Annotated in this window: 15 protein-coding genes; 4 read left to right on the top strand and 11 right to left on the bottom strand. The window is 69.8% G+C overall.

Annotated elements, in window-relative coordinates; all coding sequences use genetic code 11:
• Positions 1-130 precede the first annotated feature (130 nt).
• The 3 genes from DVS28_RS02620 to DVS28_RS02610 form a co-directional block, all read right to left on the bottom strand.
• The gene (locus tag DVS28_RS02620; protein WP_114590071.1) at positions 131-2,920 is read right to left on the bottom strand and encodes a hypothetical protein; all 2,790 of its coding nucleotides are present in this window, start codon (positions 2,918-2,920) and stop codon (positions 131-133) included.
• Positions 2,921-3,113: 193 nt separating this feature from the next.
• The gene (locus DVS28_RS02615) at positions 3,114-5,885 is read right to left on the bottom strand and encodes a hypothetical protein (protein WP_114590070.1); all 2,772 of its coding nucleotides are present in this window, start codon (positions 5,883-5,885) and stop codon (positions 3,114-3,116) included.
• Between the two features lie 144 nt (positions 5,886-6,029).
• Positions 6,030-7,865 carry a hypothetical protein gene (locus DVS28_RS02610; protein WP_114590069.1) on the bottom strand — a complete coding sequence of 612 codons (1,836 nt, stop codon included), beginning with the start codon at positions 7,863-7,865 and terminating at the stop codon, positions 6,030-6,032.
• A 113-nt stretch (positions 7,866-7,978) separates the two neighbouring features.
• On the opposite strand from DVS28_RS02610, the gene aztB reads away from it, so the two are divergent.
• Genes aztB through DVS28_RS02595 form a run of 3 tightly spaced genes read left to right on the top strand, consistent with a single transcriptional unit; the run spans position 7,979 to position 10,667 of the window.
• Positions 7,979-8,824, top strand: a complete 846-nt coding sequence (gene aztB / locus DVS28_RS02605) for a zinc ABC transporter permease AztB (RefSeq protein WP_114590068.1) — start codon at positions 7,979-7,981, stop codon at positions 8,822-8,824.
• A gap of 56 nt (positions 8,825-8,880) precedes the next feature.
• Positions 8,881-9,513 (top strand): TetR/AcrR family transcriptional regulator, encoded by a 633-nt coding sequence (locus DVS28_RS02600; protein WP_114590067.1) that lies wholly within the window; start codon positions 8,881-8,883, stop codon positions 9,511-9,513.
• A 14-nt stretch (positions 9,514-9,527) separates the two neighbouring features.
• Complete coding sequence (locus tag DVS28_RS02595; protein WP_114593952.1) at positions 9,528-10,667, top strand: acyl-CoA dehydrogenase family protein; 1,140 nt, start codon at positions 9,528-9,530, stop codon at positions 10,665-10,667.
• Between the two features lie 13 nt (positions 10,668-10,680).
• On the opposite strand, the gene DVS28_RS02590 is transcribed toward DVS28_RS02595, so the two are convergent.
• The 8 genes from DVS28_RS02590 to DVS28_RS02555 form a co-directional block, all read right to left on the bottom strand.
• Positions 10,681-12,108, bottom strand: a complete 1,428-nt coding sequence (locus tag DVS28_RS02590) for a response regulator (protein WP_164709843.1) — start codon at positions 12,106-12,108, stop codon at positions 10,681-10,683.
• 65 nt (positions 12,109-12,173) lie between these two features.
• Complete coding sequence (gene serS / locus DVS28_RS02585; protein ID WP_114593951.1) at positions 12,174-13,448, bottom strand: serine--tRNA ligase; 1,275 nt, start codon at positions 13,446-13,448, stop codon at positions 12,174-12,176.
• A gap of 121 nt (positions 13,449-13,569) precedes the next feature.
• Positions 13,570-15,150, bottom strand: a complete 1,581-nt coding sequence (locus DVS28_RS02580; protein WP_114590065.1) for a cell wall-binding repeat-containing protein — start codon at positions 15,148-15,150, stop codon at positions 13,570-13,572.
• A 102-nt stretch (positions 15,151-15,252) separates the two neighbouring features.
• Positions 15,253-16,194, bottom strand: coding sequence for a mechanosensitive ion channel family protein (locus DVS28_RS02575; RefSeq protein ID WP_114590064.1), 942 nt, complete (start codon positions 16,192-16,194; stop codon positions 15,253-15,255).
• 5 nt (positions 16,195-16,199) lie between these two features.
• Positions 16,200-17,489: a murein hydrolase activator EnvC family protein gene (locus tag DVS28_RS02570; RefSeq protein ID WP_114590063.1), complete on the bottom strand. Its 1,290-nt coding sequence runs from the start codon at positions 17,487-17,489 to the stop codon at positions 16,200-16,202.
• A gap of 183 nt (positions 17,490-17,672) precedes the next feature.
• Positions 17,673-18,587: a prephenate dehydratase gene (gene pheA / locus DVS28_RS02565; RefSeq protein ID WP_114590062.1), complete on the bottom strand. Its 915-nt coding sequence runs from the start codon at positions 18,585-18,587 to the stop codon at positions 17,673-17,675.
• Positions 18,584-19,231, bottom strand: coding sequence for a DUF4446 family protein (locus tag DVS28_RS02560; protein WP_164709842.1), 648 nt, complete (start codon positions 19,229-19,231; stop codon positions 18,584-18,586). Before DVS28_RS02560 ends, pheA begins: the two co-directional genes overlap by 4 nt.
• A 102-nt stretch (positions 19,232-19,333) precedes the next feature.
• Positions 19,334-21,100, bottom strand: a complete 1,767-nt coding sequence (locus DVS28_RS02555) for a cation:proton antiporter domain-containing protein (RefSeq protein WP_114590060.1) — start codon at positions 21,098-21,100, stop codon at positions 19,334-19,336.
• Between the two features lie 137 nt (positions 21,101-21,237).
• On the opposite strand from DVS28_RS02555, the gene DVS28_RS02550 reads away from it, so the two are divergent.
• Entirely contained in the window at positions 21,238-24,648 is a 3,411-nt protein-coding gene (locus DVS28_RS02550; protein WP_114590059.1) for a cell wall-binding repeat-containing protein, read from the top strand.
• Position 24,649: the final 1 nt, after the last annotated feature.

Genomic DNA, 24,649 nt, shown 5'->3' with positions numbered 1-24,649 from the left:
AAGAAACTCGCTTCTCCCTCATCAACGACCGGGGCCGCGCAGCGTTACGCGAAAAGGTTCGGGAACGTCTCCACAACGCCGGAGGCCCGGTGCCCCACGACGGGACCCGGGCCTCCTGTTGCGGTTCGAATCAGCTCTGGACGATGACGTCCTCGAGGGTGCGGTTGCCCGCGAGGTCCTCGTAGAGGTCCAGGTCGTCACCGTTGTAGAGGAACGACACGCCGTACAGGCCGACGCGGTCGTCCAGCATCAGGCCGGACAGGACCCGGGTGGCGGCGTCGCTGCCGTTGTCGACGCTGTTCACCGGCCGGTACAGGAACGGGTCCTGCTGCTGGTCGGCGTCGGGGTTGACCTGGACGGTGGCCCAGTCCTGGTTGTTGTTCCGACCGCCGGCGAGGATCTCGTTGTAGCCGACGTCGACGGCGTCGCTGCCGTCGTAGGACGACCCGGTGATCTCCGGGACGACCTGGTCCAGCACGATCGTCAGCTGCAGGGGCTCGATGCTGAACTGCGAGCCGCTCTCGGCGAACGGGTTGTAGAAGGTCACCAGCCGGGTCAGGTGGCAGTTGTCGCCGACGACGACACCGGTGCCGGTACCGCTGTCACAGCTGGCGATGTCGTCGATCACCGGCAGGTCGATGGTGGTCTGGTCGTCCTCGTCGACCTCGGGGGCCGCCACGGTGTAGAGCGTGTTGCCTGCACCGTCGCGGACGTGGACCTCGTAGACGTTCGACGCCGCACCGACGGTCACGTGCGGGGCCGTCGTGCCGTTGGCGCCCGCGACGCCGCCACGGTTGAGGTGGACGATGCGGTCGTTGGCGCCGGGGTCGCCGTAGACGGTGACCTGCTCGAAGGACCCGTCGTCGGCGTCGGTGTCGTAGCGCTCGAGGGTGCTGAACACCGGGTTGCGCGGGGCGATGCGGGTGATCGTGTCGATGGCGTCCTGCAGGAGCGTGTTGTTGGCGCCGTCCTGCAGGGCGTCGCTCAGCAGGCTGCCGTTGTCGTAGGTCAGCTCGTAGGAGCGGTCCGGGTCGAGGTCCTCGAAGACGGTGATGATGCGCTTGTCGTCCGGGCCGGCCTGGCCGTTCTGGCAGTCGCTGCCGTCGGAGTAGTAGACGCCCTCGACGGTCGCACCCTCGAGGTCCCAGGTGGAGGTGTTGCAGCCGCCGGTCAGGAGGCTCTCACCGTTGGTGCCCACGTAGTCGTTGGCCAGCTCGACCTCGACGTAGTAGCGACCGGCCAGCGGGCCGGACGCGATCGGCGGGGCGTCTGCGGCATCGCCGTCGGCCAGCGCCGCAAGGACCGCAGCCGGGTCGGCGTTGTCGATGTCCTGGGTCAGGTCGGCGTCGCTGCCGTTGCCCGCGACGTCGGTGATGCTGGCTGACGCGGCGAGGAAGGAGAAGTCCGGCACGGCCCCGTCGACGCCACCGAACGCGATGGTGTCGGGCACGGTCCAGCTGACGGTGAAGCTGTCCCCGGTGAACTCCGGCTCGGCGTGGATCGTGAAGGGGTCGCTCTGCTCCAGCGAGACCTTGTCGGTGATCGTGCCGCTGATGGTGAAGTCCAGCGTGGGCGAGTCCTGGGGGTCGAGGATGTCACCGGTGAAGGTGATGACGTCGCCCGACTTGATCTGCAGCTGGTCGCTGGGGATGTCCACCGCGAAGTCCTGGATCAGCGGCGCGAGGTTGTCGATCAGGACGATGGACGGGAGTGGGATCGTCTGGCTGTAGGGGTGGCCGTTGGCATCGGTGCCGCCGGTCAGGACCAGGGTCCCGCTGAGGGGCTCGGTGTCGATGTCGGCGTTGATGGTGACGTTGGTTGCCTCCACCGTGACGACCCCGTTCTCGGCCCACGGCGTGCCGTCCCACGACAGGGTGGTGCTGGCTGCGGTGAAGGGTCCCGTGGTCGCGCCCTGCAGGGAGAAGGTGGCGGTGACGCCGGTGACGGTGGGGATGTTCAGCTTCTCGAGGTCGAAGGAGAAGTCGTAGTCGAACCCACCGATGTGCGCGCCGGTGCCGTCCTTGCGCGAGGACCGGACGACGTCGGGCGTGACGCTGTCGAGGTCGGGCAGGAGGTACGGCTCGCCCTGGATGGTGAAGTTGCCGGTCAGGTTGCCCGCGTCGCTGCCGTTACCGGCGTCCAGCGTGATCGTGACCGTCGGCGACGTGGTGCGCGGCGTGCGGCCGGCAGTGGTCGTGTAGTCGAACGCGACGTCGGTGTCGACGGCGTCACCGGCGGCCCCTGCGGCACCGATGCCCGGGAGGACGACGGGGGTCCCGGGCACACCGTCGACGATGGGCGTCACCGTGATGTCCTGCCGGGCGTAGGAGGTGGCGGTGAACTGGGCGTCGATCGTCTGGCCACGGGTGGCGGTGTTGTCCGCCGGAGTGGAGGTCTCCAGGATCGAGCCGGCCACGAGGTCGAGCACGTGGACCGTGAGGTCCAGGTTGTCGTACCGGTCGAAGGACCCGTTGGCGCCGCCTTCGTCGGAGATGTCCACGACGAAGCCCTGGGTCTGGTCGGCGCTCTGGGGGGCGCCGATGTCTGCGGTGAAGGGGATGTCGAGCGAGCCGCCGGGGACGATGCCGAGGCGTCCCTGAAGGTCCGGCGAGCCGGTGGGCTCGAAGTCGTAGAAGCCGCCACGGTGGGAGGTGCAGGACCAGCCGTCGATCGCGGGGCAGCCGTCGTCGAGCAGCAGGGCGGGAGGGGTGACCCGCACGTAGTCGATGACGGCGTTGGGGCTCGTCAGGGCATTCGCGTCGTTCTCCACGGTGACGGTGACCGTCTGGTCCGCACCCGGGAAGACGTCGGTGGTGTCGAGCGTGACCGTCGCGGCGGGGGCGGCCATGGCGCTCAGCGCCGGCAGCAACCCGAGTGCGAGGGCCATCAGTCCGATGACTGACAACAACTTCTTGACCATGATCTGCTCCTGTGTCCCGTGTCGGGGGTAGTCGGCTCTCCCGCCCGTTTCGGACGTGCTCGTACGCGGGGGTTCGACGGCCGGCGACGTCGTTCCTTCCTCCCCGCCGGTTCTTTTCTGCGTCGACTGCAACAAATGCGGACACGGAAGAGGCCCGAACCCTGCTGGGTTCGGGCCTCCGGTCCGTCTGCGGCTAGCTCTCGAAGATCACGTCCTCAGAGGTGCGGTTGCCCGCCAGGTCCTCGTAGAGCTCAAGCGGGTCGCTGCCGTTGTAGAGGAACGACACGCCGTACAGGCCGACGCGCTGGTCGAGGAGCAGGCCGGACAGGACACGGGTGGCCCCGTTCGCCCCGTTGTCGACGCTGTTGACCGGCCGGAACAGGAACTCGTCCTGCTGCTGGCCCGCGTCGGGGTTGAGCTGGACGGTCGCCCAGTCCTGGTTGGCGTTGCGCCCGCCCGCCAGGGCCTCGTTGTATCCGACGTCCACGGCGTCGCTGCCGTTGAGCGCAGCGGTGCGGATCTCGGGGGTGACCTGGTCCAGGACCACCGTCAGCTTGAGCGGGTCCAGCGAGAAGCGGGATCCGTTGGCGGCGTTGGGGTTGAAGAACGTCACGAACCGGGTCAGCTCGCAGTTGTCACCGACGAGGGTTCCTTCGCCGGCCTGGCCGTTCTCACAGCTGCCCAGCAGCGCCGGGATCGGCAGGTCGAGCGTCGTCTGGTCGTTGCCGTTGACGGTCGGGGCGGCCACGCGGTACAGCGTGTTGCCCAGCTCGTCGCGGACGTGGACCTCGAACGCGGTGGACGCCGCACCCACGGTGATGTGTGGCACCTTGCTGCCGGGGGTGGCAGCCGGCCCGCCGGCGTTGACGTGGACCACGCGGTCGTTGTTCTCGGCGTCGCCGTAGACGGTGACTGTCTCGTAGGACCCGTCGCTGGCGTCGGTGTCGTACCGCTCGAACTGGCTGAAGAGCGGGTTGGGCGGCGCGATGGTGGTGATCGTCTCGGCGACGAAGCCCAGGACCTCGTTGGCGGCACCGTCGAACATGTCGTCGTGCAGCAGGACGCCGGAGTCGAACTCGATCTGGTAGGGGAAGTTCGGGTCGAGCTCCGACAGCAGCGCGAGCACGCGCTTGTTGTCCGGGCCGGCCACGCCGTTCTGGCAGCTGGCGCCGTTGGAGTAGTACACGCCGATGACGCTGGTCTCGTCCTGGTCCCACGACAGCGGGTTGCAGCCGCCGGCGATCAGGCTGGTGCCGTCGTCCTTGTTGTAGTCGTTGGTGAGCTCGACCTCGATGTAGTACCGAGCGCCCGGGAAGTCGTCGGTCCCGTCGAACTCGTCGTCCTGGAGCGTGGCGATGCGCACGGTCGGAACGGCGTTGTCGATGTCCACGTCGCCCGAGGCGGTGCTCTGGTTGTTGGCCACGTCGGCGATCGACGCGTCAGCGGTGAAGAGCGCGAACTCCGGCAGCGGGGTCTCGACAAGGTTGAACGGCACGGTGGCCGGCAGGGTGTAGCTGACCGAGAAGCTGTCGCCGCTGAAGGTTGGGTTGGCGTGGACGGTGATGGGGTCGCTCTGCTGCATGGTGACCTTGTCGGTGACCGTGCCGGTGATCGTCAGGTCCAGCTGGGGGCTGTTCTGCGGGTCGTCGATGTCACCCGTCAGCTGAAGGGTGTCGCCAGCCTTGACCTGGAACTGGCCGGACGGGATGGCGATGTCGAAGTTCTGGATGATCGGAGCGATGTTGTCGATCAGGATCAGGTTCGGCAGCGGGATCGGCTGGCTGTAGGGGAACAGGTTGCTGTCCGTTCCGCCCGACAGGGTCAGCATGCCGTTGAGGACGCCGGTGTCGACGGTGCTGTCGATCATCACGTTGGTCACGGAGAACTCCGCAACGGCACCCTCGGCCCACGGCGAGCCGCCGGACCAGGTGATGGTCATCGGCAGCGGGCCCGTGGGGGCGCCCGGTCCGGTCAGCTGCAGCGTCGCGGTCGGTGCGGTGCTCATCGTGGGGATGTTGAGCTTCTCCGCATCGAGGGAGATGTCGTAGCTGAACCCACCGACGTGATCCCCGTTGGCGTCCTTGCGGGACGACCGGACGACCTTGGGCTCGACGGAGTCGAGGTCGGGGACGAGGTAAGCCTGGGCCTGTGCGGTGAAGCTGCCCGTGAGCGGGCCAGCGGATGCGCCGGGGGAGGCGATGGACGCCGTGATGTTGAGCGCCGTGGTCCGGGGCGAGAGCGCGACCGTGCTGGAGACGGAGAAGGGAACGGGTGTCTCCTGGGTGGTGCCCGCGACGGCGTTGCCGATGCCCGGCAGCGTCACCGTTGCCTGCTGCACGCCGTTGACGGTGGGCGTGGCGGTGATGGCCTGGCGGGCGTAGCTCAGGACGCGGAACTGTCCCTGCACCGTCTGACCGCGGGTGGTCAGCTCGTCGGTGTTGGGGGAGGTCTCCTCGATGGAGCTGGCGACCAGCTGGAGCACCTTGACCGTGAGGTTCATGCCGGGCAGGCGGGCGAAGCTGTTGTTCGCCCCGTTCTGGTCCGACACGTCGACGACGAACGGCTGCACCTGGTTGGCGTTGTTCGGTGCGCCGATGTCACCGGTGAACGGGATCGACAGGCTGCTGCCCGCAGCGATCGCGCCGCCGCTGAAGTCGAAGTACCCGTTGCGGTGCGAGGTGCACGTCCAGCCGGTGACGGTCGGGCAACCCTCGTTGAGCAGCACCGCCGGCGGGGTGACGCGCACGTAGTTGATCGTCTCCAGCGCCCCGAGGGACAGCGGGTTGGCGTCGTTGCGCACGGTCACGGTGAAGGTCTGCCCGAGCCCGGGGAAGACGCTGCTGTTCGCCAGCGTGGCAGAGGCGGGCGGTGCGGCTGCGGCGCTGAGGGCGGGCAGCAAGGCGTAGGCCATCACGACGGCCGCCAGCAACGCGAGCGGCTTCTTGAACATCCTGCGGCTCTTCATGGCCGGGTCCCTTCGAGTTACGGATCGACCCGGGGGTTGCGGGTCCTCGAGTGGGTGGTTCGCCATTCACCGCGACGGTTCCTGCTACCACAGTCGAGTAGTTTTTTCGAGGAACCGTTTCAGCAACGGCGGTACCCGCCGTGTTCAGCCGCCGACGACCTCGTCGCCCGCGTTGGGCGACATGCCCCACATGATGGTCGCCGAGACCGAACCCGCTTCGGGGTGGATCAGGACCGCGAACGCGCGATCCCCGTCCTTGACGTGCACCTGGCGCCTGCTGGAAATTTCTTCCACGTGCCAGGACCCTAACGGGGTGAGGACCAGCAGGTGGGCTTCCACCGGGCCACGGAAGTCCAGCGCCGCCGTGCCCGTGATCTCCGCGGCCATGATGCCCCCGTCGCCCAGGGTGCGGTCGTAGCGGTTGCCGACGGGCAGCTGGCGGACGTGCCACCTCGCAAGGTGTGCCCCCCAGTCCCGGTAGGTGGAGAACTCGTCTGATGGCGACCGCCATCCGTGTCCGAAGCCGACGATGCTGGAGACCGCGAACGACAGCAGGTCACGCTCGAGCGGTCGTCCGGCTGCGGCTGCGATGGAGTCCGCGGTCATCGAGAAGTCGTCGTCGGTCGGACCACCGACGGCGGATTCCTCCAGCAGCCGCACGAGCTTGCGGACGCCGTGCCGGCCGTACCAGGACATCCAGAACAGGCAGGCGTCCTCGGCACGCCCGTTGAGCGGGCCGTCCCCGAACGCCTTGTCCGGCGAGTTGCCCTGGAACCCGTTGCAGCCCTCGGCGGAGCGCTGGTACAGGGGGCTGCCCGGGATGTAGGACGCCTCGGAGTACAGGTGGAGTGCCTCCTGCATGCGTGCGGTGCCCTCGGCGAACGCGGCGGAGAGGGACTGGTTGCCCGTCAGCGCCGCGTACCCGTGCTGGAAGTTGTGGAAGATCTCGTGCCCGAGGATCGTCCTGAACCCGAGCTGCTCGTCGGTGTAGTGCATCCCGAGCTGGGACTGGAAGTAGACCGCTTGGCTGGAGAGATGGACGTTGAACGTCGAGGTCGAGACCGTGCAGGCGATGCAGAACAGGCTGAGGGAGTCATCGACGAAGACGGTGCCCTCGTTCCCCGGCATGCGGTTGTCCATCCCCCAGAGGAGGAACTCCTCGTAGTTGTCCACACTCCAGTCGCGGACGTCGCGGTAGAAGTCCGCTTCCCGGATCCCGGTGTCCTCCTCGATGTCGGGGCTGACGGTGGTGTCGCCTGCCGACACGAGGATCTCGAAGCCGTCCGAAGCGGTTCCGCGAGTGACGATCTCGGGCTGGTCCTCGGCTGCGAACGGATCGCTCGTCTCGTGGACGAACCCATCGACATCGCGGGCGTAGCCCATCGTCGCCCCGGGAAGGGCGGTCAGGCCGGTCCCCTGTGGCTCCAACGGCGGCACCGCGAAGTCGACCGCCGTCCAGCGAGCGTCCTTGACCCCGGCTGCGTCGATCGTCATCGACCAGTCCGCCACGACACCGTTGCTGGTGGCGTGCGTCCGCATCGTGACCACATCGCCCGTCACCGCGTTCTCGACGACGGCCATGTCGGTGAACGTGAGCTCGACGAAGTAGGGAGTGGCCAGGACCGTGGCTGCAGCGCGGGCAGTCGCGACCGTGTCCAGCGCAGGGCCGGCGGCCAGCCAGACATTGAGCGTCGAGGCGGGACACCAGTCCCCGCCGATGTCCAGGAGCCGCTGGCGAGCCCCTCCGAGCACGACCGTGCTGGTGGTCACCGCCGTCGTCCGGCCCTCGACCAGGCGCACGTCGGATTCGCTCGCGTGCTCGACGACATCGCCGCCGCACTCGGGGCCAGCCGCGGCGGGCAGGACGGGCACCGCGCCCGCACCGCTCGTCCCGATGCACAGGAGCACGACGATCATTGCGGAGATGGCGGTCCTGATGCGGACGCTGGACAGCACGGAGTGGTCCTCTGGGACGGTCATGGGGGGGTCGCCTCTGGAGCTTCGACACGGCCGCACCGAATTCCTGCCGGCGTCATCGTCCACGGACGGTGTGGTGTTGTGGCGGGACCCGCCGCATACCCTCACACCCGCACATGGACTTCCTGCTCGAGCCCTTCGCGGCCGGCTTCACCCAGCGAGGGCTGATCGCCGGTCTGCTCGTTGCGACCATGTGCGGCACCGTCGGGGTCTGGGTCGTGCTGCGATCGCTCGCCTTCATGGGCGATGCGCTGGCCCACGGGGTCATCCCCGGTATCGCCGTGGCCGCCCTGATGGGGGTCGATCTGACCATCGGCGCCGCCATCGCCGCTGCCCTGACCATCGGCGGCGTGTCCTTCGTCAGCTCCCGCGCCCGGCTGCCGGAGGACACCGGGACCGGACTGTTGTTCGCGGGGATGTTGTCGTTGGGGGTGGCGATCATCTCCCGGTCGGGGTCCTTCGCCGTGGACGTGACGGCGTTCCTGTTCGGTGACGTCCTCGGCGTGACGTCCGCCGATCTCGTCCTGCAGGGCGTCGCGGCGACGATCGCCGTGCTCGCCTCGGTGCTGGGCTACCGCGCGTTCCTCGTCCTGTCCTTCGACGAGCGCAAGGCCCAGCTCCTGGGCCTGCGACCGGCGTTGGCCAGGGCCGTCCTCCTGGCGCTGATCGGCCTTGTGGTGGTGACGGCCTTCCGTACCGTCGGCAGCCTGCTGGTGTTCGGCCTGCTGGTCGCCCCAGCCGCGACGGCCACCCTGCTCGTGCGGCGTGTGCCGACGATCATGGTCGTCTCGACCGTGCTCGGATGGGCCGCTGTCGTGATCGGCCTGGAGCTCAGCTATCACCTCGACCTGGCTGGCTCCGCCGCCATGTCGGGTACGTCGGTGGCCCTGTTCTTCCTCGTCCTCACCGGCCGCGAGATCACTGATCGTGTCCGTACGGGCCGGGCCGCGCCGGCCAGCTGAACCAGAAACCGACCAAGTTGACTGTTTAGGGCCGAGCTGCGTACGCTGCGGTCCAGATGGCCGCCGCCGACGCCCCGAACGTCCCCCTGCAGCAACGCGCGTTGCGAACGCGGGCGAAGATCCTCGACGCCACCGTCGAGAGCCTCGTCGACGACGGCTACACGGCGACCACCACCGCCCGGGTGCAGGAGCTGGCCGGCGTCAGCCGCGGCGCCCTGATCCACCACTTCCCGTCCAAGCAGGAGCTGCTCATGGACGCGGTGGCACACCTCGCGGTCCGGCGGGGTCGGTGGTTCACCGAGCAGGCCGCTCGCCTGGAATCACCCCCTGACCGGTGTGCGGCCGGCATGGGACTGCTGTGGTCGACGATGAGCGGTCCCCTCTTCGCCGCCGCGACCGAGCTGTGGGTTGCTGCCCGAACCGACGACACCCTCCGTGATGCCCTGGTCGTCCACGAACGCCGCCTCGGCGTCGAGGCGCGGACCGTGATCGCAGAGGTGCTGGGCGAACCCGACCCCGAGGACCCCACGTTCAGGGCAGCGCTGGACCATGCCCTGCAGACCTTCCGTGGCGCGGCGCTCACGGCATTGCTGCGTGACGACGCCCGCTGGGAACGCCACATGGTGCGCGTCACCACCGAGACCTTCTGCCAGATGATGGACCACGACCCCCAGAGGACCCGACCATGAGCACGATCAACTGGATGCCCCGGACAGGCCAGGACGAGGAGCATCTGCACTTCCAGCAGATGGCCCGCCGGTTCATGGAGAAGGAGGTCGCCCCCCACAACGAGGAGTGGGCGGCTGCCGGACAGGTCAGCCGCGACCTGTGGCTGGCCGCGGGCGAGGCCGGCCTGCTGTGCATGGCCGCCCCCGAGGAGTACGGCGGAACCGGTGTCGACGACTTCCGCTTCAACGCCATCGTCAACGAGGAGCAGGTGCGGGCCGGGTCCTCGGGCCCCGGCTTCGCCGTGCACACCGACATCAACCTCCCCTACCTGATGCGCTACGGCAACGACGAGCAGAAGGCCCGGTACCTGCCGAGGATGGTCAGCGGCGAGTGCATCACCGCCATCGCCATGACCGAACCCAACACCGGGTCGGACCTGTCGGGCATCAAGACCTCCGCCGTACGCGACGGTGACGACTACGTCGTCAACGGCGCCAAGACGTTCATCTCCAACGGACAGATGGCCGACATGGTCATCACGGTGGTGCGGACCAGCGACGACCCCCACAAAGGCCTGTCGTTGCTGCTGATCGACAGCGATACCCCCGGGTTCGACCGCGGCCGCAACCTCGACAAGATCGGCATGAAGGCCCAGGACACCTCCGAGCTGTTCTTCGACAACTGCCGGGTGCCGGCCAGCCAGCTGCTCGGCGAGGAGGGCATGGGATTCCTCTACCTCGTCGGCAACCTGCCCCAGGAGCGGCTGTCGATCGCGTGCACCGCCGTGTCGGCGGCGGAAGCGATCTTCGAGGAGACCCACGCCTACATCACGTCCCGCAAGGCGTTCGGCCGCAACGTGGGGTCGTTCCAGAACAGCCGCTTCGTCATGGCCGAGCTGCGCACGAAGATCGAGCTGGGTCGCGTGTTCATGGACCGGTGCCTGGACCTCCACAACACCGGTGAGCTGTCCATCGAGCACGCCGCCATGGCGAAGTGGTGGACCACGGAGATGCAGGTCAACGCCATCGACCGATGCCTGCAGCTGCACGGCGGCTACGGCTACATGACCGAGTACCCCGTGGCCCGTGCCTATGTCGACAGCCGGGTGCAGACCATCTACGGCGGCACGACGGAGATCATGAAGGAGATCATCGGGCGCGGGATGGGCCTGTAGGCCCCGTCCTGCGTCAGGCCCCCGACATCGGCGCCGTCGTCGACTCGTGGGCGAGGATCGTGCCGACGACATCGGCCACGGCCTCGCCCTTCTCCACGTAGGCGGCCGCCCCGGCTCGCAGGCTCCGCTCCGCGAGCTGGTCCCTGGCGAACCCGCTCAGCATGATGACGGTCGTGTCAGGCGCGACCTCCCGGACGAGCGGCAGCGCGGTCAGGCCGTCCATGACGGGCATGGCGACGTCGAGGAGCACCACGTCGGGCTGGAGCGCAGCGGCCTGCTCGACGGCCTCGGATCCGTTGCCGGCCTCGCCGACGACCACGAATCGGCGGTCACGCTCGAGGTTCAGGCGCAGGAGGTAGCGCAGGTCCAGGGCATCGTCGACCAGGAGAACCCGGATGGTGTCGACACGGTCGGCCGCAGGCGGGTCGGCCGTGGGCGGGGACTCGTCGAACATCGTGTCGAGCATCGCCGCGGAGTCCCTGACCAGCTCACCGGGCCGGAGCGGCTCCTGGTCGTCCTCCAGGAGGTCGCGCATCATGTTCCGCGCATCCTCCAGCACCCGGGCCATGTGGTTGGCCGCCATGTCGCCACGACCGTCCTCGAGGGCCAGCAGGGCGGTGGTGAGTCGCTGGATGACGTTGTCGTTGATCTCCACGGCCTGCCGTCGCCGTCGGCGTGCGTCGTGTAGCCTCGCGTCGAGCTGGACCACGTCCTCGATGCTCTGGCGCAGGGCTTCCTCGGCACGCACGCGGACGGTGACATCCAGGCACGAGCCGCGCATGCGGGTCGGGTTGCCGTGTTCGTCGGTGTCGACCGTGCCCTGGCTCTCCAGCACCCTGACGTCACCGTCGGGGCGGACGATGCGTTCGGTCATCGCGTACGGCTCGGTGGTGCGGTAGGCCTCCGCATGGATGGCGCGGATCCGCTCCTGGTCCTCGGGATGGATCATCCCGATGAACCGGTCGTAGGTGATGGTCTCCGACTGCGGGTGGAGCCCGTAGATCCGGTACAGCTCGTCGGACCAGGTGAGGGCGCCGTTGACGATGTCCCACTCGTAGTCGCCCATGTGGGCCAGGGACTGGGCGGTGTCGCTGCGCTCCTTGACCTCCTCGAGCCGGGCGGCCAGGCGTTGTCTGTCCCGGTTGACCGAAACGATGCCGACGAGCGCCTGGATCAGGTCGGGGTCGTCCATCCGTGTCGTCCAGGCCACCTGCAGCGTCTCGGTGAACGCCGGCAGGGGGAACGGCTCGAGCGGGCCATCGGTGTCGCCGACGCTGGCGACGGTGCGCGGCACACCGGGGTCACTGACGTCGACCAGGACCAACCCGGCAACCGGCATGCCCTGGATCACCACGTCCAGCAGCGCTGTTGGGGTACACGACAGGCTCGCCTGGCGAGCAACCCAGCCCAACGAGGGCTCGGACGGGGACTGGAGGGTCACGGTGCTCCTGGGGGGTGGTCGAACTGGCCAAACCCCCTCCGGACCGTGGTCCGCCCGACTCGATGCTAACCCTGCGGGGATACCGGTACGAGTCGTTCCTTGCCCATCATTTGCACTAGTGCGTCGGGAAGGACGATGGACCCGTCGGCCTGCTGATGGGTCTCCAGCACCGCGATGATCGTGCGTCCGACCGCACAGGCGGTGCCGTTGAGCGTGTGCACCGTTCGGGTGCCGTCGTCGGTGCGGTAACGGGCCTTCAGGCGGCGCGCCTGGTAGTCGGTGCAGTTGGACGCCGACGTGAGCTCGCGGTACCGACCCTGGCCGGGCAGCCACACTTCCTGGTCGTACTTGCGGGCCGCCGAGTCACCGAGGTCACCGACGGCGATGTCGACCACTCGGCCGTGCAGGCCCAGGCCGCTCAGCACTTCGGTCTGGATGGCCCGCAGGCGCTCGTGCTCCTCCCAGCTCTCCTCCGGGGTGACCCAGCTGAACATCTCGACCTTGTCGAACTGGTGCACGCGGAAGATGCCGGAGGTGTCCTTGCCGTAGGTGCCCGCCTCGCGACGGAAGCACGTGGAGAAGCCGCCGTAGCGCAGCGGCAGCTGGTCGGCCTCGAAGATCTCGTCCATGTGCATGCCCGCAAGCGGCACCTCGGCGGTACCGACGAGGTACAGGTCGTCCTCTGGCACCTTGTAGATCTGGTCGGCGGAGCCGGGCAGGAACGCGGTGCCGAACAGCGCCTCCTCTCGGGTCAGGACCGGGGGGATGACCGGGGTGAACCCGTGCCCGGCGATGATGTCCATCGCGTAGCGGACCAGGGCGAACTCCAGGAAGACCGCGTCGCCGAGCAGGAAGGCGAACCGGCTGCCGGAGACCTTGACGGCCCGCTCGATGTCGAGGATGCCGAGGGCCTCGCCGAGGGCGACGTGGTCGGCGGGTTCGAAGTCGAAGTCCGGCTTGTCGCCGAACTGCTGGACCTCGACCGCGTCCTCGTCGTCGACCCCGTCGGGAGCCTCGGGGTGCGGCACGTTGGGGATGGTCAGCAGGATGGTGTTCTGCTCGACCTCCAGCGCGGCCTCGTCGGTCTCCAGTGCCTCGATGCGCGCGCTGAACGTGCCCGACTCCTCGATGAGCGCCGGTCGCTCCTCGGGGGTGGCCTGGCCGATGCGACGACCGAACTGCTTCTGCTCGGCACGGAGGTCCTGCGCCTGGGTCATCAGCGCGCGGCGCTGCTCGTCGATCTCCAGCAGCCGGTCGATGGTTGCCGAGGAGACGCCTCGTCGGGCCAGCGGGGCGCGGAAGTCGTCGGGGGCGGTGCGGAGTGCCTTGAGGTCGATCACGAGGAGGGAGGGTATGCGGTCCCCGGACACAACGCGACGCCCCGCCCGACCAGTGGCCGCGCGGGGCGTCGAGGTGGGACCGTGACTGCCGACCGGGGTCCGGCCGTCACGGACGGTGTGTCTAGTTGCCGCCCCCGAGCAGCCCGCCGAGGAGGTCGTCGACGGGGTTGCCCCCGTCCTCGTCGTCGGAGCCGCCCGATCCGCCGCCGAGGAGGCCGCCGAGTGCGCCACCGACAAGGTCGGTCACGTCCTCGCCGACGCTCGTGGCCGCCTCTTCGAGCGCGGCCTGCGCTGCCGCGGGATCGCCGCTGGCCACTGCACCCAGCAGGTTCTCGAGCGTCTCCGTCGTGGCACCCGCCTGCTCGAGCGCGTCGGTGAGGCTCTGGAGGACCCCCGGCAGCAGCCCGGCCAGCCCCAGCTCGGTCAGCAGCTCGCCGAGGATGGGCAGGCCGCCGATCAGGTCCAGCAGGCCGGTGACGAGCTCCAGGGCCCCTGCCACGTTGCCGATCATCAGCAGCGCGACTGCCTGGCAGGCGAGGGAGTCCACGAAGCTGGCGCAGATCACAGCCGGGCCGCCGTCGAGGAGGTTGTCGACCATGCCCTCCAGCACGAAGGTGAGGGTCTCGGTCGGGATGGTCAGGCCGTCGACGAGCAGGACCGGGGCGGCGTGCTCGGTGCCGTGGGCGGTCGCGGCGAAGCCGGGGGCCCAGACGTCGTCACGGGACCGGCTCTCGGCCAGGATCAGGCGGTCGACGTCGGCAGAGGACTCGAAGCCGCGGGCGTTGGCGATCGCGACCGCGGTGGCGTAGCGGTTGTCACCGGCCACACGGGTCACCGACAGGCCGAGGGCCGTCACGGCGTCCTCGGCGGACTGCGACACCGCACCGGTGCCCCCGATGACGACGACGTCGGTGATGTCGCTGTCGGCCAGGTACTCGGCGGTGGCCGGGTGCAGGCCGTCCGACGTGGTCATCAGGATGGGCCAGCCGTTCTCGGCGGCGTAGGGCCCTGCGGCCAGCAGGTCGGCGTAGGCCTGGTCGTCGGCCTGCCCTTCGTCGGGGTAGGCCCTGACGAGCAGCGCCGTCGTCGCGGCCGGGTTCGTGGCGCGTGCGGTCTCGACCGCGGTCTCGACACGGGTAGGGCCTCCGACCCGAGTCACGGTCAGGCCTGCGATCTCGAGCTTCTGCACGACCAGCGGGTTCAACGCGCTGTCGCCACCGAGGATCGTGATGTCGGTCATGCCGAGCCGCATCAGCTCCATGCCGGTGCGGGGATCGAGGTCCTCGGAGTCGGTGAACAGCAGCGGGGCGGTGTTCACACCCTGGAACACACCGGAGGAGAAGCCGTCGGCGAACAGGTCCTCCCGGGACAGGATCGCGGTGCCGGCCCCCTCGGGGAACGTGGCCTGCGAGAACGCCACACCGGAGTCGACGGCGTCGTCGCCACCGAGCGCCAGCGCGTTGACGAGCGGCGCGTCCGCGAGGGTGTCGTCGATGGTGGCCAGCGTCGTCAGGACCAGGTCCGAGACGGGGTTCAGGACGGGGTCGAGGGCGTTGAGCCCCTCGATCTCGCCGACCTCGGCCAGGAGGTCCTCGACCGAGGGAAGCTCGGTCTGGGCGCCACCCGGCAGGGCGGTCGTGACGAGCAGGAGGACGAGAAGGGTTGCGGGCAACGCAACACGAGTGGCGAGGCGCCTGAACACGGGGGCTCCTTGAGGACGATCGACTGCGGACGTACGCACTGTCTCGTAACTGTCGACCGTCCGTTACCCCTCGAAGTGACCGTATCGGGGGGCTCCTCGTGACTAGTCCGCGCTCGGCCCGACGTCCACCGGACCATCCACGACCAGGGTCCGGATGGGCCACGGGATGGTCATGCCCGCACCCTCCACGGCGGTCTTGACCGCGGCGAGCACCCGGTCCTGGGTGTGGCGCACCGAGCGGATGCTGGGTTCGGTCCAGTAGCGGACCTCGAAGTTGACGCTGGAGTCGCCGAGCTCGGTGAGCAGCACCTCGGGTGCGGGATCCTCCAGCACGCCCTCGAGCCCATCGAGCGCCGCACGGATGACCTCGCGGGCCTCGTCGTGATCGTCGCGGTAGTCCACGCCGACGGTCACGGTGCTGCGCCGCTTGCCGCCACCGGTCAGGTTCACGAGGGGGTTGGAGTACACCTGCCCGTTGGGGATCAGCTGCCTCGTGCCGTCGTAGCCGATGAGGGCGGTCACCCGGAAGTCGACGTCGTCGACGGTGCCCTCGTAGTCACCGGTGATGATCTGGTCGCCGGCCCGGAAGGGCTTGCGCATCAGCAGGATCACGCCGGCGACGAAGTTCTCGAGGATCCCCTGCACGGCAAGGCCGACGGCGAAGCCGAGCACCGCCAGGAACGTCACGACGTTGCCGATGGCCACACCCATGGTGGACAGGGCGAACAGCGCCGCGATCATCACCAGGATCGTCTTGACGACCCGGGTCAGCAGTCGGCTGACGACCGGGTCGGCGTTGGTCTTCTCCAGCGTGTGCCCGAAACCGCGGCTGACGACCCTCGCCACGACGTAGAGCACGAGGAAGACGACCAGCCCGATCATGATGATCGGGAGGCTCTGAAGCAGTCCGGTCCACAGCGACTCGAACTTCTGGACGATGACCTCGAGCGCCTCGGCCGGAGTGGACGGCGCGTTGTCGAGGATGTTGCCGATCTCGTCGGCGATGACGTCGGCGGACTCGGACTGCGCGAGGAGGATGGTCATGTCGTCTAGCCGCACACCGCCCGGAGCAAGGGGTAGGGGTTCACCGCTGCTCCCCCGCCGGGGTGCAGCTCGAAGTGGATGTGGGGAGTCGTACCACGAGCGTTGCCGGTGTCGCCGTTGTGGCCGATCAGCTGTCCGGCGGACACCCGCTGCCCCGCCGAGGCGACGAAGTCCTGCAGGTGGATGTAGTAGTACAGGTTCCCGTCGTCGCCCTGCAGGCCGAGGAACAGCCCCGAGATCCCGCCGGACCGCGTGAAGGCCACGGTCCCGTCGACGATGGCGAACACGTTGCCGCCCCGGGTGCCGAAGATGTCGGTCCCCTGGTGGCTGCGGCCGCCTGACCGTGGGGCACCCCAGGTGTCGGTGAAGGACCGCGGGTTGTCCTGCGGACAGGACTTGCCGTCGCTGCTGACCGGCGCGGAGCCACCGCTGGAGGAACCGCCGCTGGAGGAGTCACCGGAGGTCGAGCCACCGGAGGACCCACCGCTGCTGGCGTTCTGCGCGGCTTCTGCGGCGGCCGCCGCTGACGCGGCTGCTGCTGCCTGGGCGCGCCGTTCGGCTTCCTCGGCGGCGGCGATCGCGCGCTGCCGCTCCTCTTCCTCGGCCTGTTCTGCTGCGGCAGCAGCCGCAGCGAGCTGGGTGGCCTCGTTGGCCAGTCGGCGTGCCTCGCCCTCGGCGTCGGCGAGCTGCTGGGCGACCTCGGACTCGTATCCGGCGGCAATGAACAGCTCGCGGTCCAGCGCGGACTGGGCTTCCTCGGCGTCGGCGCGGAGGGCATCGAGCTCGTCGGTGACCCGCAGCAGGTCCTCCTCGCGGGCCTCGAGCTGGGTCGTCACGTTGCCGAGCACCTCCAGCCGGGCTCGGTCCCCACGCGAGAGCGCCTCGAGGTAGTGCGACCGCACCCCCACCTCCTGCGCAGCCTGCGCGTCGAGGGCGACGATGAAGCTCTCGGCCGCCCCCTGCATGTAGAGGGTGCGGATCTGGGTGCTCAACGACGCGCGGGTCTCGGCCGCCTCGACCGACAGGTCAGCGACCTCTCGCTGCAGCCCCGCCTGTTCGTCCTCGACCCGTTCGATGTCGATGAGGACCTCGTCGACGCGTGCGGTGGCGTCGGCCAGCTCGCCCTCGACCTCCTGGCGGACCTCCTCGGCCCCCTCGAGCTCCTCGGCGATCCCCGCCTCGGCGTCACGGGCACCCTCGAGCTGGTCCTCGACCTGCTCCTGCTGCTCGCGGAGCTCGGTGGAGGACTGGGCATGGGCAACGTCCCGGCCACCCCCCGGCAACAGCACAGCCACGAGCGCGACGACGAGCGTCCCGACGAGCGAGCTGATGGGTGCTGTGAGGGGGGAAGGACGGGTCCTCGCGGAACACCGACTCACACGCATGTGATGCAAGCCTGCCCCGGTTGGCAGACCAGCACAACAAGGCGGCACCGTCCGTCCGCGCAGGACGCGACGACGCGAGCCCCGGACGGGACCTCAGGAATCGATGCGGTCGATGATCGTCCGGAACCACAGGGCCGCCTCGGCGTAGGCGTCCTCGGAGTCGGGGCCGTTGGCCTCGGCCACCAGCTCGTCGGCCCGCGGGTAGGTCCCGAGGATCCTGACGTCGGCGACGTGCCGATGGACCGACCGCAACGCCTCGGCGACCCGGGCCTCGGTCACGTGCCCGGCCAGGTCGATGAAGATGCAGTACTCGCCGAGCTGCTGCTTGGTGGGCCGCGACTCGATCTTGGTCAGGTTGATCGAGCGCAGCGCGAACTCGTCGAGGACCCGCATCAGCTGTCCCGGCCGGTCCTCACCGAAGAAGATGACCAGCGAGGTCTTGTCCGCGCCGGTCGGCATCGACATGCGGGTGCCGAGCACGACGAACCGGGTGGTGTTGCCGTCCCGGTCCTGGATGTCCTTGGCCAGCACGTCGAGGTCGAAGCGGTCGGCGGCCAGGGCGGTGCCGAGCGCGGCCACGGTCCCGTCGGCCCGTGAGACCTCCTCTGCCGCGTAGGCAGTCGACGCCGACGGCACCAGCCGCACGTCGGGGAGGTGGGCATCCAGCCACTCCCGGCACTGGGGGATGGCCATCGGGTGGCTGCGCAGCTCGACGATGTCCTCGATGCGCGTCCCGGGCCGTGCCAGCAGGTTCATCGAGATCGGGATGGTGATCTCGCGGCGGATGTAGACGCCGGGATCGCCGAAGGCGAGGGTGTCGAGGGTCAGGTTGACCGACCCCTCGATGGAGTTCTCGATGGGCACGACCCCGACGGGCGCGTCGCCGCGCCGGACGGCACGCACGACCTCGGGGATCGTGGTCATGGGGAGGCGGGTCGCACCGGGGGCGGCGATCTCCGCCGCCGCAGCGGTGAACGTGCCCTCGGGACCGAGGAATACGACGGTCACTGTGGCGTCTGCCCCACGCGGTCAGCGGCGTCGTGGCCGTCCCACCGGTCGTCGGGGTCCAGGGACTGGTCGGCGACCGCGGTCACGCGGGTGTCCCCTGCGGCGGGCACTACATCGTCCTCGGTCGGCAACATCGCCACGACCTCCTGCACGCGACGGGCCCCGCTTGCCATGGCCTGCTCGATGGCCTGGACCTCTTCCTCCGACAGGTTGTGGGTCGACGAGCCCCCTTGGACGGGCTTGGCGTAGGTGCGGGTCTGCACCCGTCCGTTCATCGCGGTGATGACCATGCCGTCGCCGTGTTCGTCCAGCAGCGCCATGGAGAACGACAGGCGTCCACCCATGTCGTCGAACGCGTCGTAGCGCACCGTGCCGATGCGGCTGAGGGTCCGCGAGACCAATCCACGCAGCTGCTTGGCCTGCGACTGGTGGCGGCGGACGACCTGCTGCAGGCGCTGCACCTCGTCGATGTGCATGCCGATCAGCGTGACGACGTCCTCGCGGCGACCGCGGGCGAACCGGCTGTAGGTGGCACGCACCCGACGTTCGCCCTGGATGGCCATCACGCCCACGACGATGGCGCCGATCGACGCCAGAATGGCGACGATCAGCAGGGTGCCGACGGTTCCCGGGCTGAACTCCACGGGCCCGATTCTAGTGGCGCGTGGCCACGGTCCCCGCGCCCGACCCCCGCCCGGCCGTCCGAGCGGTGCAACGGGCCGCACGGGACACGCGCGACCGCTGCCTCATGCCTCCACGGGGTGGGAGGGCTCCGGATCGTCGTCGGGGTCGTCGACCCCGCCGGCCGGGGCCCCGCCGTCCCGGCCCCCGCCGTCGACATCGGCCTCGTCGGCTGCACGGGCCTGCTGGGCCCGACGGAGGTAGACGCTCGGCACCTTCTCGGGGTCGGAGGGATCCACCGGGTAGACCAGCACCGGCACGTCGACGTCACGCACGACCCGCTGGGAGATCAGGCCCCAGCGGCTGGGTTCCAGCAGCGAGGTCCGGGCCGGCTCGCCCATGACGACCAGCTCGGCATCGTGGTCCCGTACGGCCGCGACCAACGACTGGGCGACGGCTTCGGAGACCTTGTGGACCTTCTGCACCGGGATGTTGCGCTCGGCGGCGACGGCTTCGACCAGCTGGAGCACCTCGGGTTCGGCACCCGGTTCGACGGTGCCCGGACGCGAGATGTGGACCGCGATGAGCTCTGCGCGCATCGTGCCGACCAGGTCCAGCAGGAACGGCAACCGCGGCAGGATGATGTCGACGGACCCGACGGGCACCAACACCCGGTCGAAGGACCGGTGGGACAACACCTCGGGGATCGGTTCGATGGCCTCGCCTGCGCCACCCTTGCCGGCCTCGCCGGAGGACCGGATGGCCCGCCGTGCGGCGATGGGCCCGGCCAGCTCGAACACGACGATGGACCCCAGCACCACACCGGAGACGGTGCCGCCGAGCTCGGGCGCCTGCTCGACGACGAGCGCGACCAGCGCGATCGCCATGCCGGCGTGGGGCAACAGCGCGGCACCGGTGCGGAAGCCGAGCTTCCAGTCCCGACCGGCCAGCCCACCGAGCGCCGCACCACCGAGCTTGCCGACCCCGCGGGCCACGGCGTAGGCCGCACCGATGACGCCGACCTGGGTCAGCTCGTCGAGGTGGATCTCGGCACCGGCCACCACGAAGAAGACGAGGTAGATCGGCGCCTCGAGGGTGCGGATGGCCGCGAACAGGCGGTCGGCGAGCCACGGGGCGGTGTTGGCGATGTACAGCCCGGCGATGAGCGTGGAGACGACCACCGAGCCCTCGACCGCCACGGCAGCGCCGACGATCCCGGTCAGGACGACCAACAGGAACAGCAGCAGCTCACCCGAGGTCTCCAGCGCCGTGGAGAACATCCGCAGGATCCAGCCGCCGGCCAGGCCGATCAGCGTCGACAGCACCACGAGCTGGCCGAAGACGAGGATGGTCTGGGACGTCTCGGCCTGGCCGGAGCTGGCCAGGACGAACGGGAAGGACAACCCGAACAGCAGGGCCGTGGCGACGTTGGTGACCCCGACCGATGACAGCAGCAGGTCCGTCGACGGCCCCTTGGCGCGTTGCTCCTTCACCGTCGCCGCGACCGTCAGGACCCCCGTCTCGGTGGCGATCAGGCCCAGCACGAGCGCGGTGGCGGTGTTGGCCCCGGCGGCCTGCACCGCGAAGAAGGTCAGGACACCGGCCAGCAGCACCTGCGCCACGTTGATGGGGACCAGCAGCAGCCGTTGGGCACGCAGGTCGTCCAGCCGCAGCCGGTCGCCGATGAGGAAGATCACCGCGCCCAGCGCCACCTGGGTCAGCAGCTCCAGGGACTTGACGTTGTCCTCGTTGATCAGCGAGATGCCCTCGGGGCCGATGGCCACCCCGAGCGCGAGGAACACCACGATCTCCGGCACGAACCGCTTGAACAGGTGCCCCACGAGGATCGCAACGGCCCCGAGGGTCGCGATGATGAGCAGCGAGTAGTCCAAGATCCTCCCAATGCCGTCCCCAGTTCTGTGGATGGTGACGGCGCAGAGCGTCCAAGTCTAGGGCGCGACGGTGACCGTGCCGGGACCCCCGCCCGGCGCCAGCAGGTCTCAAGGAGCGGGCCCCGCGAGTCGACACCATGGGTGTGACGACGACACACGACCCTGCACGCCGCTCGGGGAGGTGGTCGACGCTGCCCGTCATCGGGCTCGTCTGCGCCCTGTTCCTGACGGCTGCGCCTGCCCTCGCCCAGGACCGCCCGCTGGAGGTGGTACGCCACGCCGGCCCCTCGCGCACCCACACGGCCGCAGAGGTGTCACGGGCCACCCACGGTGACGGCAGCGATGCGGTCGTCCTGGCCCGGGCCGATGCCTACGCCGACGCGCTGGCCGCGGCACCCCTCGCCGCCGCGCTCGACGCCCCCGTCCTGCTGACCGGCCCGGAGGCCCTCGACGACGCCGCCGTGGAGGAGATCCAGCGGCTCGGGGCCACCACCGCGCTCCTGGTCGGCGAGCTGTCGGCCACGGTGGCGGGTGAGGCCCTCGACGCCGGCATCACCACGGTCAGGCGCATCCGTGCCGACGACGGCTGGGCAACCCTTGCCGCGGTCGCCGTGGAGGTCGCGACGACCACCGACGCAACCCACGGGCTGCTGGTCGAGGGGGCCAACGACGATCCGCAGCGGGGCTGGCCCGACGCGTTGTCGGCGTCGGGCTGGGCTGCCGCCCTCGGGGTCCCGATCTTCCTGACCACCAACGACGCGTTGCCCGCCGCCACGGCAGAGGCCATCACCGCCAGCGGCGTCCGCACCCTGACCGTCATCGGCGGCACCGCTGCGGTGTCCGACACCGTGCTGGCGTCCGCCGACGCCCTGGTCGACGGTGAGGTCGACCGTGTCGCCGGCGACTCGCGCTACGACACCGCCATCGCCGTCGCGCGCCGGCAGCTCGACGAGCAGGGCTACACCTCCTCGATCTGGATCGCATCAGGGCGCGGCTGGCCCGACGCCCTCGTGGCCGGCCCGGCCGTCGCCCGCGCCGGCGGCGTGCTGTTGCTGAGTGACCCCTCGTCCCTGCGCCACTCCCCCCAGACGGCATCGTTCGTGGACAGCCAGCGTGGCTTCGCGTCGACCGCCCACCTCGTCGGTGGCACCGCCGCGCTGTCGGAGGAGGTGCAGGAGTCCATCCGCACCGGCCACATCCCCGCCGGTGAGGACATCCCGTCCTCGCCGTCCACGGCGATCGACGGCATCGACATGCCGCCCGCGGTCGCCGCACGCAACCCCGCGCCCCCGATCGAGGGGGCACTGCCGTGGTCCGACCCGGCCACCTGGGGTGGACGCCTGCCTGCGGCCGGGGACACCGTGACCATCCCGGCGGACCGCGCGGTCCTCCTGGACGTCCAGCCTCCGGTGCTGCGCGGCATCCAGGTCGACGGCACGCTGGCCGTCGCCGACGTGGACATGACCATCGAGGTCGACTGGATCGTGGTCGAGGGCCGGCTGGCCATCGGCACCGAGGAGTCCCCGTTGACCCGCCGGGTCGACGTGGTCCTGCACCCCCGCGAAGGCGACGAGATCGCCGGGGCCGGGTTCGGCCCCATCGCCGTGCAGGGCGGCACGCTGGACATCCACGGACACACCCCCGACCACCCGTGGACGCGGCTTGCCCGGACCGCTGTCGCCGGGTCCACCCGGCTGGAGCTGCAGGACGCCCCCGGCTGGGCCGTCGGCGACCGCGTGGTGCTCGCAGCCACCGGCCTGGACCCCGACGAGGCCGAGGAGCGCACCGTCGTCGCCGTGTCCGGCCGCACGATCGAGCTCGACCAGCCACTGTCGTCCACCCACTGGGGACAGACCGACGAGCTCGCCGGTGCGGCCGTCGCCCAGCACGGCGAGGTCGGCAACCTGTCACGCAACGTCCGCATCCGTTCCGCCGACGCGGCCAGGGCCACCGGCCAGGGCGGCCACGTGATGGTCTTCAGCGGGTCGGTGCTGCACGTCTCCGGCGCGGAGTTCGCCGGGCTCGGCCAGTCGGGCCGGCTCGCCCGGTACCCGATCCACTTCCACATGATGGGCAGCGCCTCGGGCAGCTACGTGCGCGGCGCGTCGATCCACCACTCCTTCAACCGCTGCCTGACCATCCACGGCAGCAACCACGTCGAGGTGCGCGACACCGTCGGGTACGAGACGCAGGGGCACTGCTACTTCTTCGAGGACGGTGTGGAGGTGGGCAACGCCCTGTGGTGCAACCTCGGCCTGTCGACCCGCCGGCCCGAGGACGGCCAGCGGATCCTCGAGACCGACGACACCCCGGCCACGTTCTGGGTCACCAACCCGGCCAACCACCTGGTGGAGAACGCCGCGGCGGGCTCCGAGGGACACGGGTTCTGGTACGACCTCCCGGCTGCGCCCACGGGCCTCAGCGCGGGCGTCGACATGGACATCCGCCAGCTGCCCTTCGGCACGTTCCGCGACAACGTCGCCCACACCTCGGGCGGGAACGGTTGGAAGCGGGGCATCGGCGTGTTCGTGGAGGACTACGAGCCGCCCGCCCCCGCGGTGTTCGAGGGCACCGTCGCATGGAAGAACCGCAGCTTCGGCATGTGGTCGGAAGGCGTGGAGACCCAGGGCGCGGTGTTCGCCGAGAACGACATCGCCTTCCTCGGCCTGGACTCGGTGCTGCGTGACTCCGTCGTCGTCGGCGCCACCTCCAACGGCGGGGACCGCACGTGGCGGCAGACGGGCGTGGGCTTCTACCACTCGGCCTCGCGCATCGAGGACGTGACGTTCGTCAACTTCGCCGAGCGCGACCATCCGTGGCAGCACCCCGGGGCGGCCATGGAGTTCATCGCCCACAACAACAACCAGGTCTCCTCCGTGGTCGGTGCCCGCTTCGTCAACGCCCACCCGCTGCGGGTCGTGCAGCAGCCCGACGACGACGGATCGGTCGACGACCGGTCGGCAGCCGTGCGCGACGTCGACGGGTCGATCTCCGGTGCCCCGGCCCTGCTGTCGTCGGATCACCCGCTGATGCGCGACGCGGCGTGCACCTGGCGAGCGGACCTGCGTGCACACGCCTGTCCGGCGTCATACGAGCGGATCTGGACGCTGGTCCGTGACCTTGACGGCCGGTCGCTGGACGGCGCCTGGTTGACCCGCGCGGACGGGGTGGATGGCGCCATGGACACCGACGACGAGCCCGAACGCGGTCACATCGACCTGCTGATCGACCGGGCCTACCGGCTGCGGACCGGTGCCAGCACGTCGGACCACCTCGAGATCGTCGTGTCCGGCATCGTCGAGGGCCATCTCGACCTCACGATCCCCTGGCCGCACCCGGAGGCCCACGTCTACGACGGCTGGGGCCGCTGGCAGGAGGTCCCCGCCGTTGGGTCACTCGGGTCCGCCAGCGACGTCGGCTACGTCTTCGACCGTGCCGCAGGACTCCTCCACGTCCGCCACACCCTCGACGACATCGCCGAGAAGGGCACCTGGCAACGGCTGGAGCTGTGCGCCGAAGCGTTCTGCGGGAACTCCTCTCCCGGCTAGG

Source organism: Euzebya pacifica (assembly GCF_003344865.1).
GTDB classification, from domain to species: Bacteria; Actinomycetota; Nitriliruptoria; order Euzebyales; family Euzebyaceae; genus Euzebya; species Euzebya pacifica.
This window is presented reverse-complemented; position numbering and strand designations above follow the sequence as displayed.

What these genes read in the sequence shown, in the direction of transcription:
- DVS28_RS02620 (WP_114590071.1), bottom strand. Translation starts at nt 2,920, where the DNA reads ATGGTCAAGAAGTTGTTGTCAGTCATCGGACTGATGGCCCTCGCACTC.
- DVS28_RS02615 (WP_114590070.1), bottom strand. Translation starts at nt 5,885, where the DNA reads ATGAAGAGCCGCAGGATGTTCAAGAAGCCGCTCGCGTTGCTGGCGGCC.
- DVS28_RS02610 (WP_114590069.1), bottom strand. Translation starts at nt 7,865, where the DNA reads ATGACCGTCCCAGAGGACCACTCCGTGCTGTCCAGCGTCCGCATCAGG.
- aztB (WP_114590068.1), top strand. Translation starts at nt 7,979, where the DNA reads ATGGACTTCCTGCTCGAGCCCTTCGCGGCCGGCTTCACCCAGCGAGGG.
- DVS28_RS02600 (WP_114590067.1), top strand. Translation starts at nt 8,881, where the DNA reads ATGGCCGCCGCCGACGCCCCGAACGTCCCCCTGCAGCAACGCGCGTTG.
- DVS28_RS02595 (WP_114593952.1), top strand. Translation starts at nt 9,528, where the DNA reads ATGCCCCGGACAGGCCAGGACGAGGAGCATCTGCACTTCCAGCAGATG.
- DVS28_RS02575 (WP_114590064.1), bottom strand. Translation starts at nt 16,194, where the DNA reads ATGACCATCCTCCTCGCGCAGTCCGAGTCCGCCGACGTCATCGCCGAC.
- DVS28_RS02550 (WP_114590059.1), top strand. Translation starts at nt 21,238, where the DNA reads ATGGGTGTGACGACGACACACGACCCTGCACGCCGCTCGGGGAGGTGG.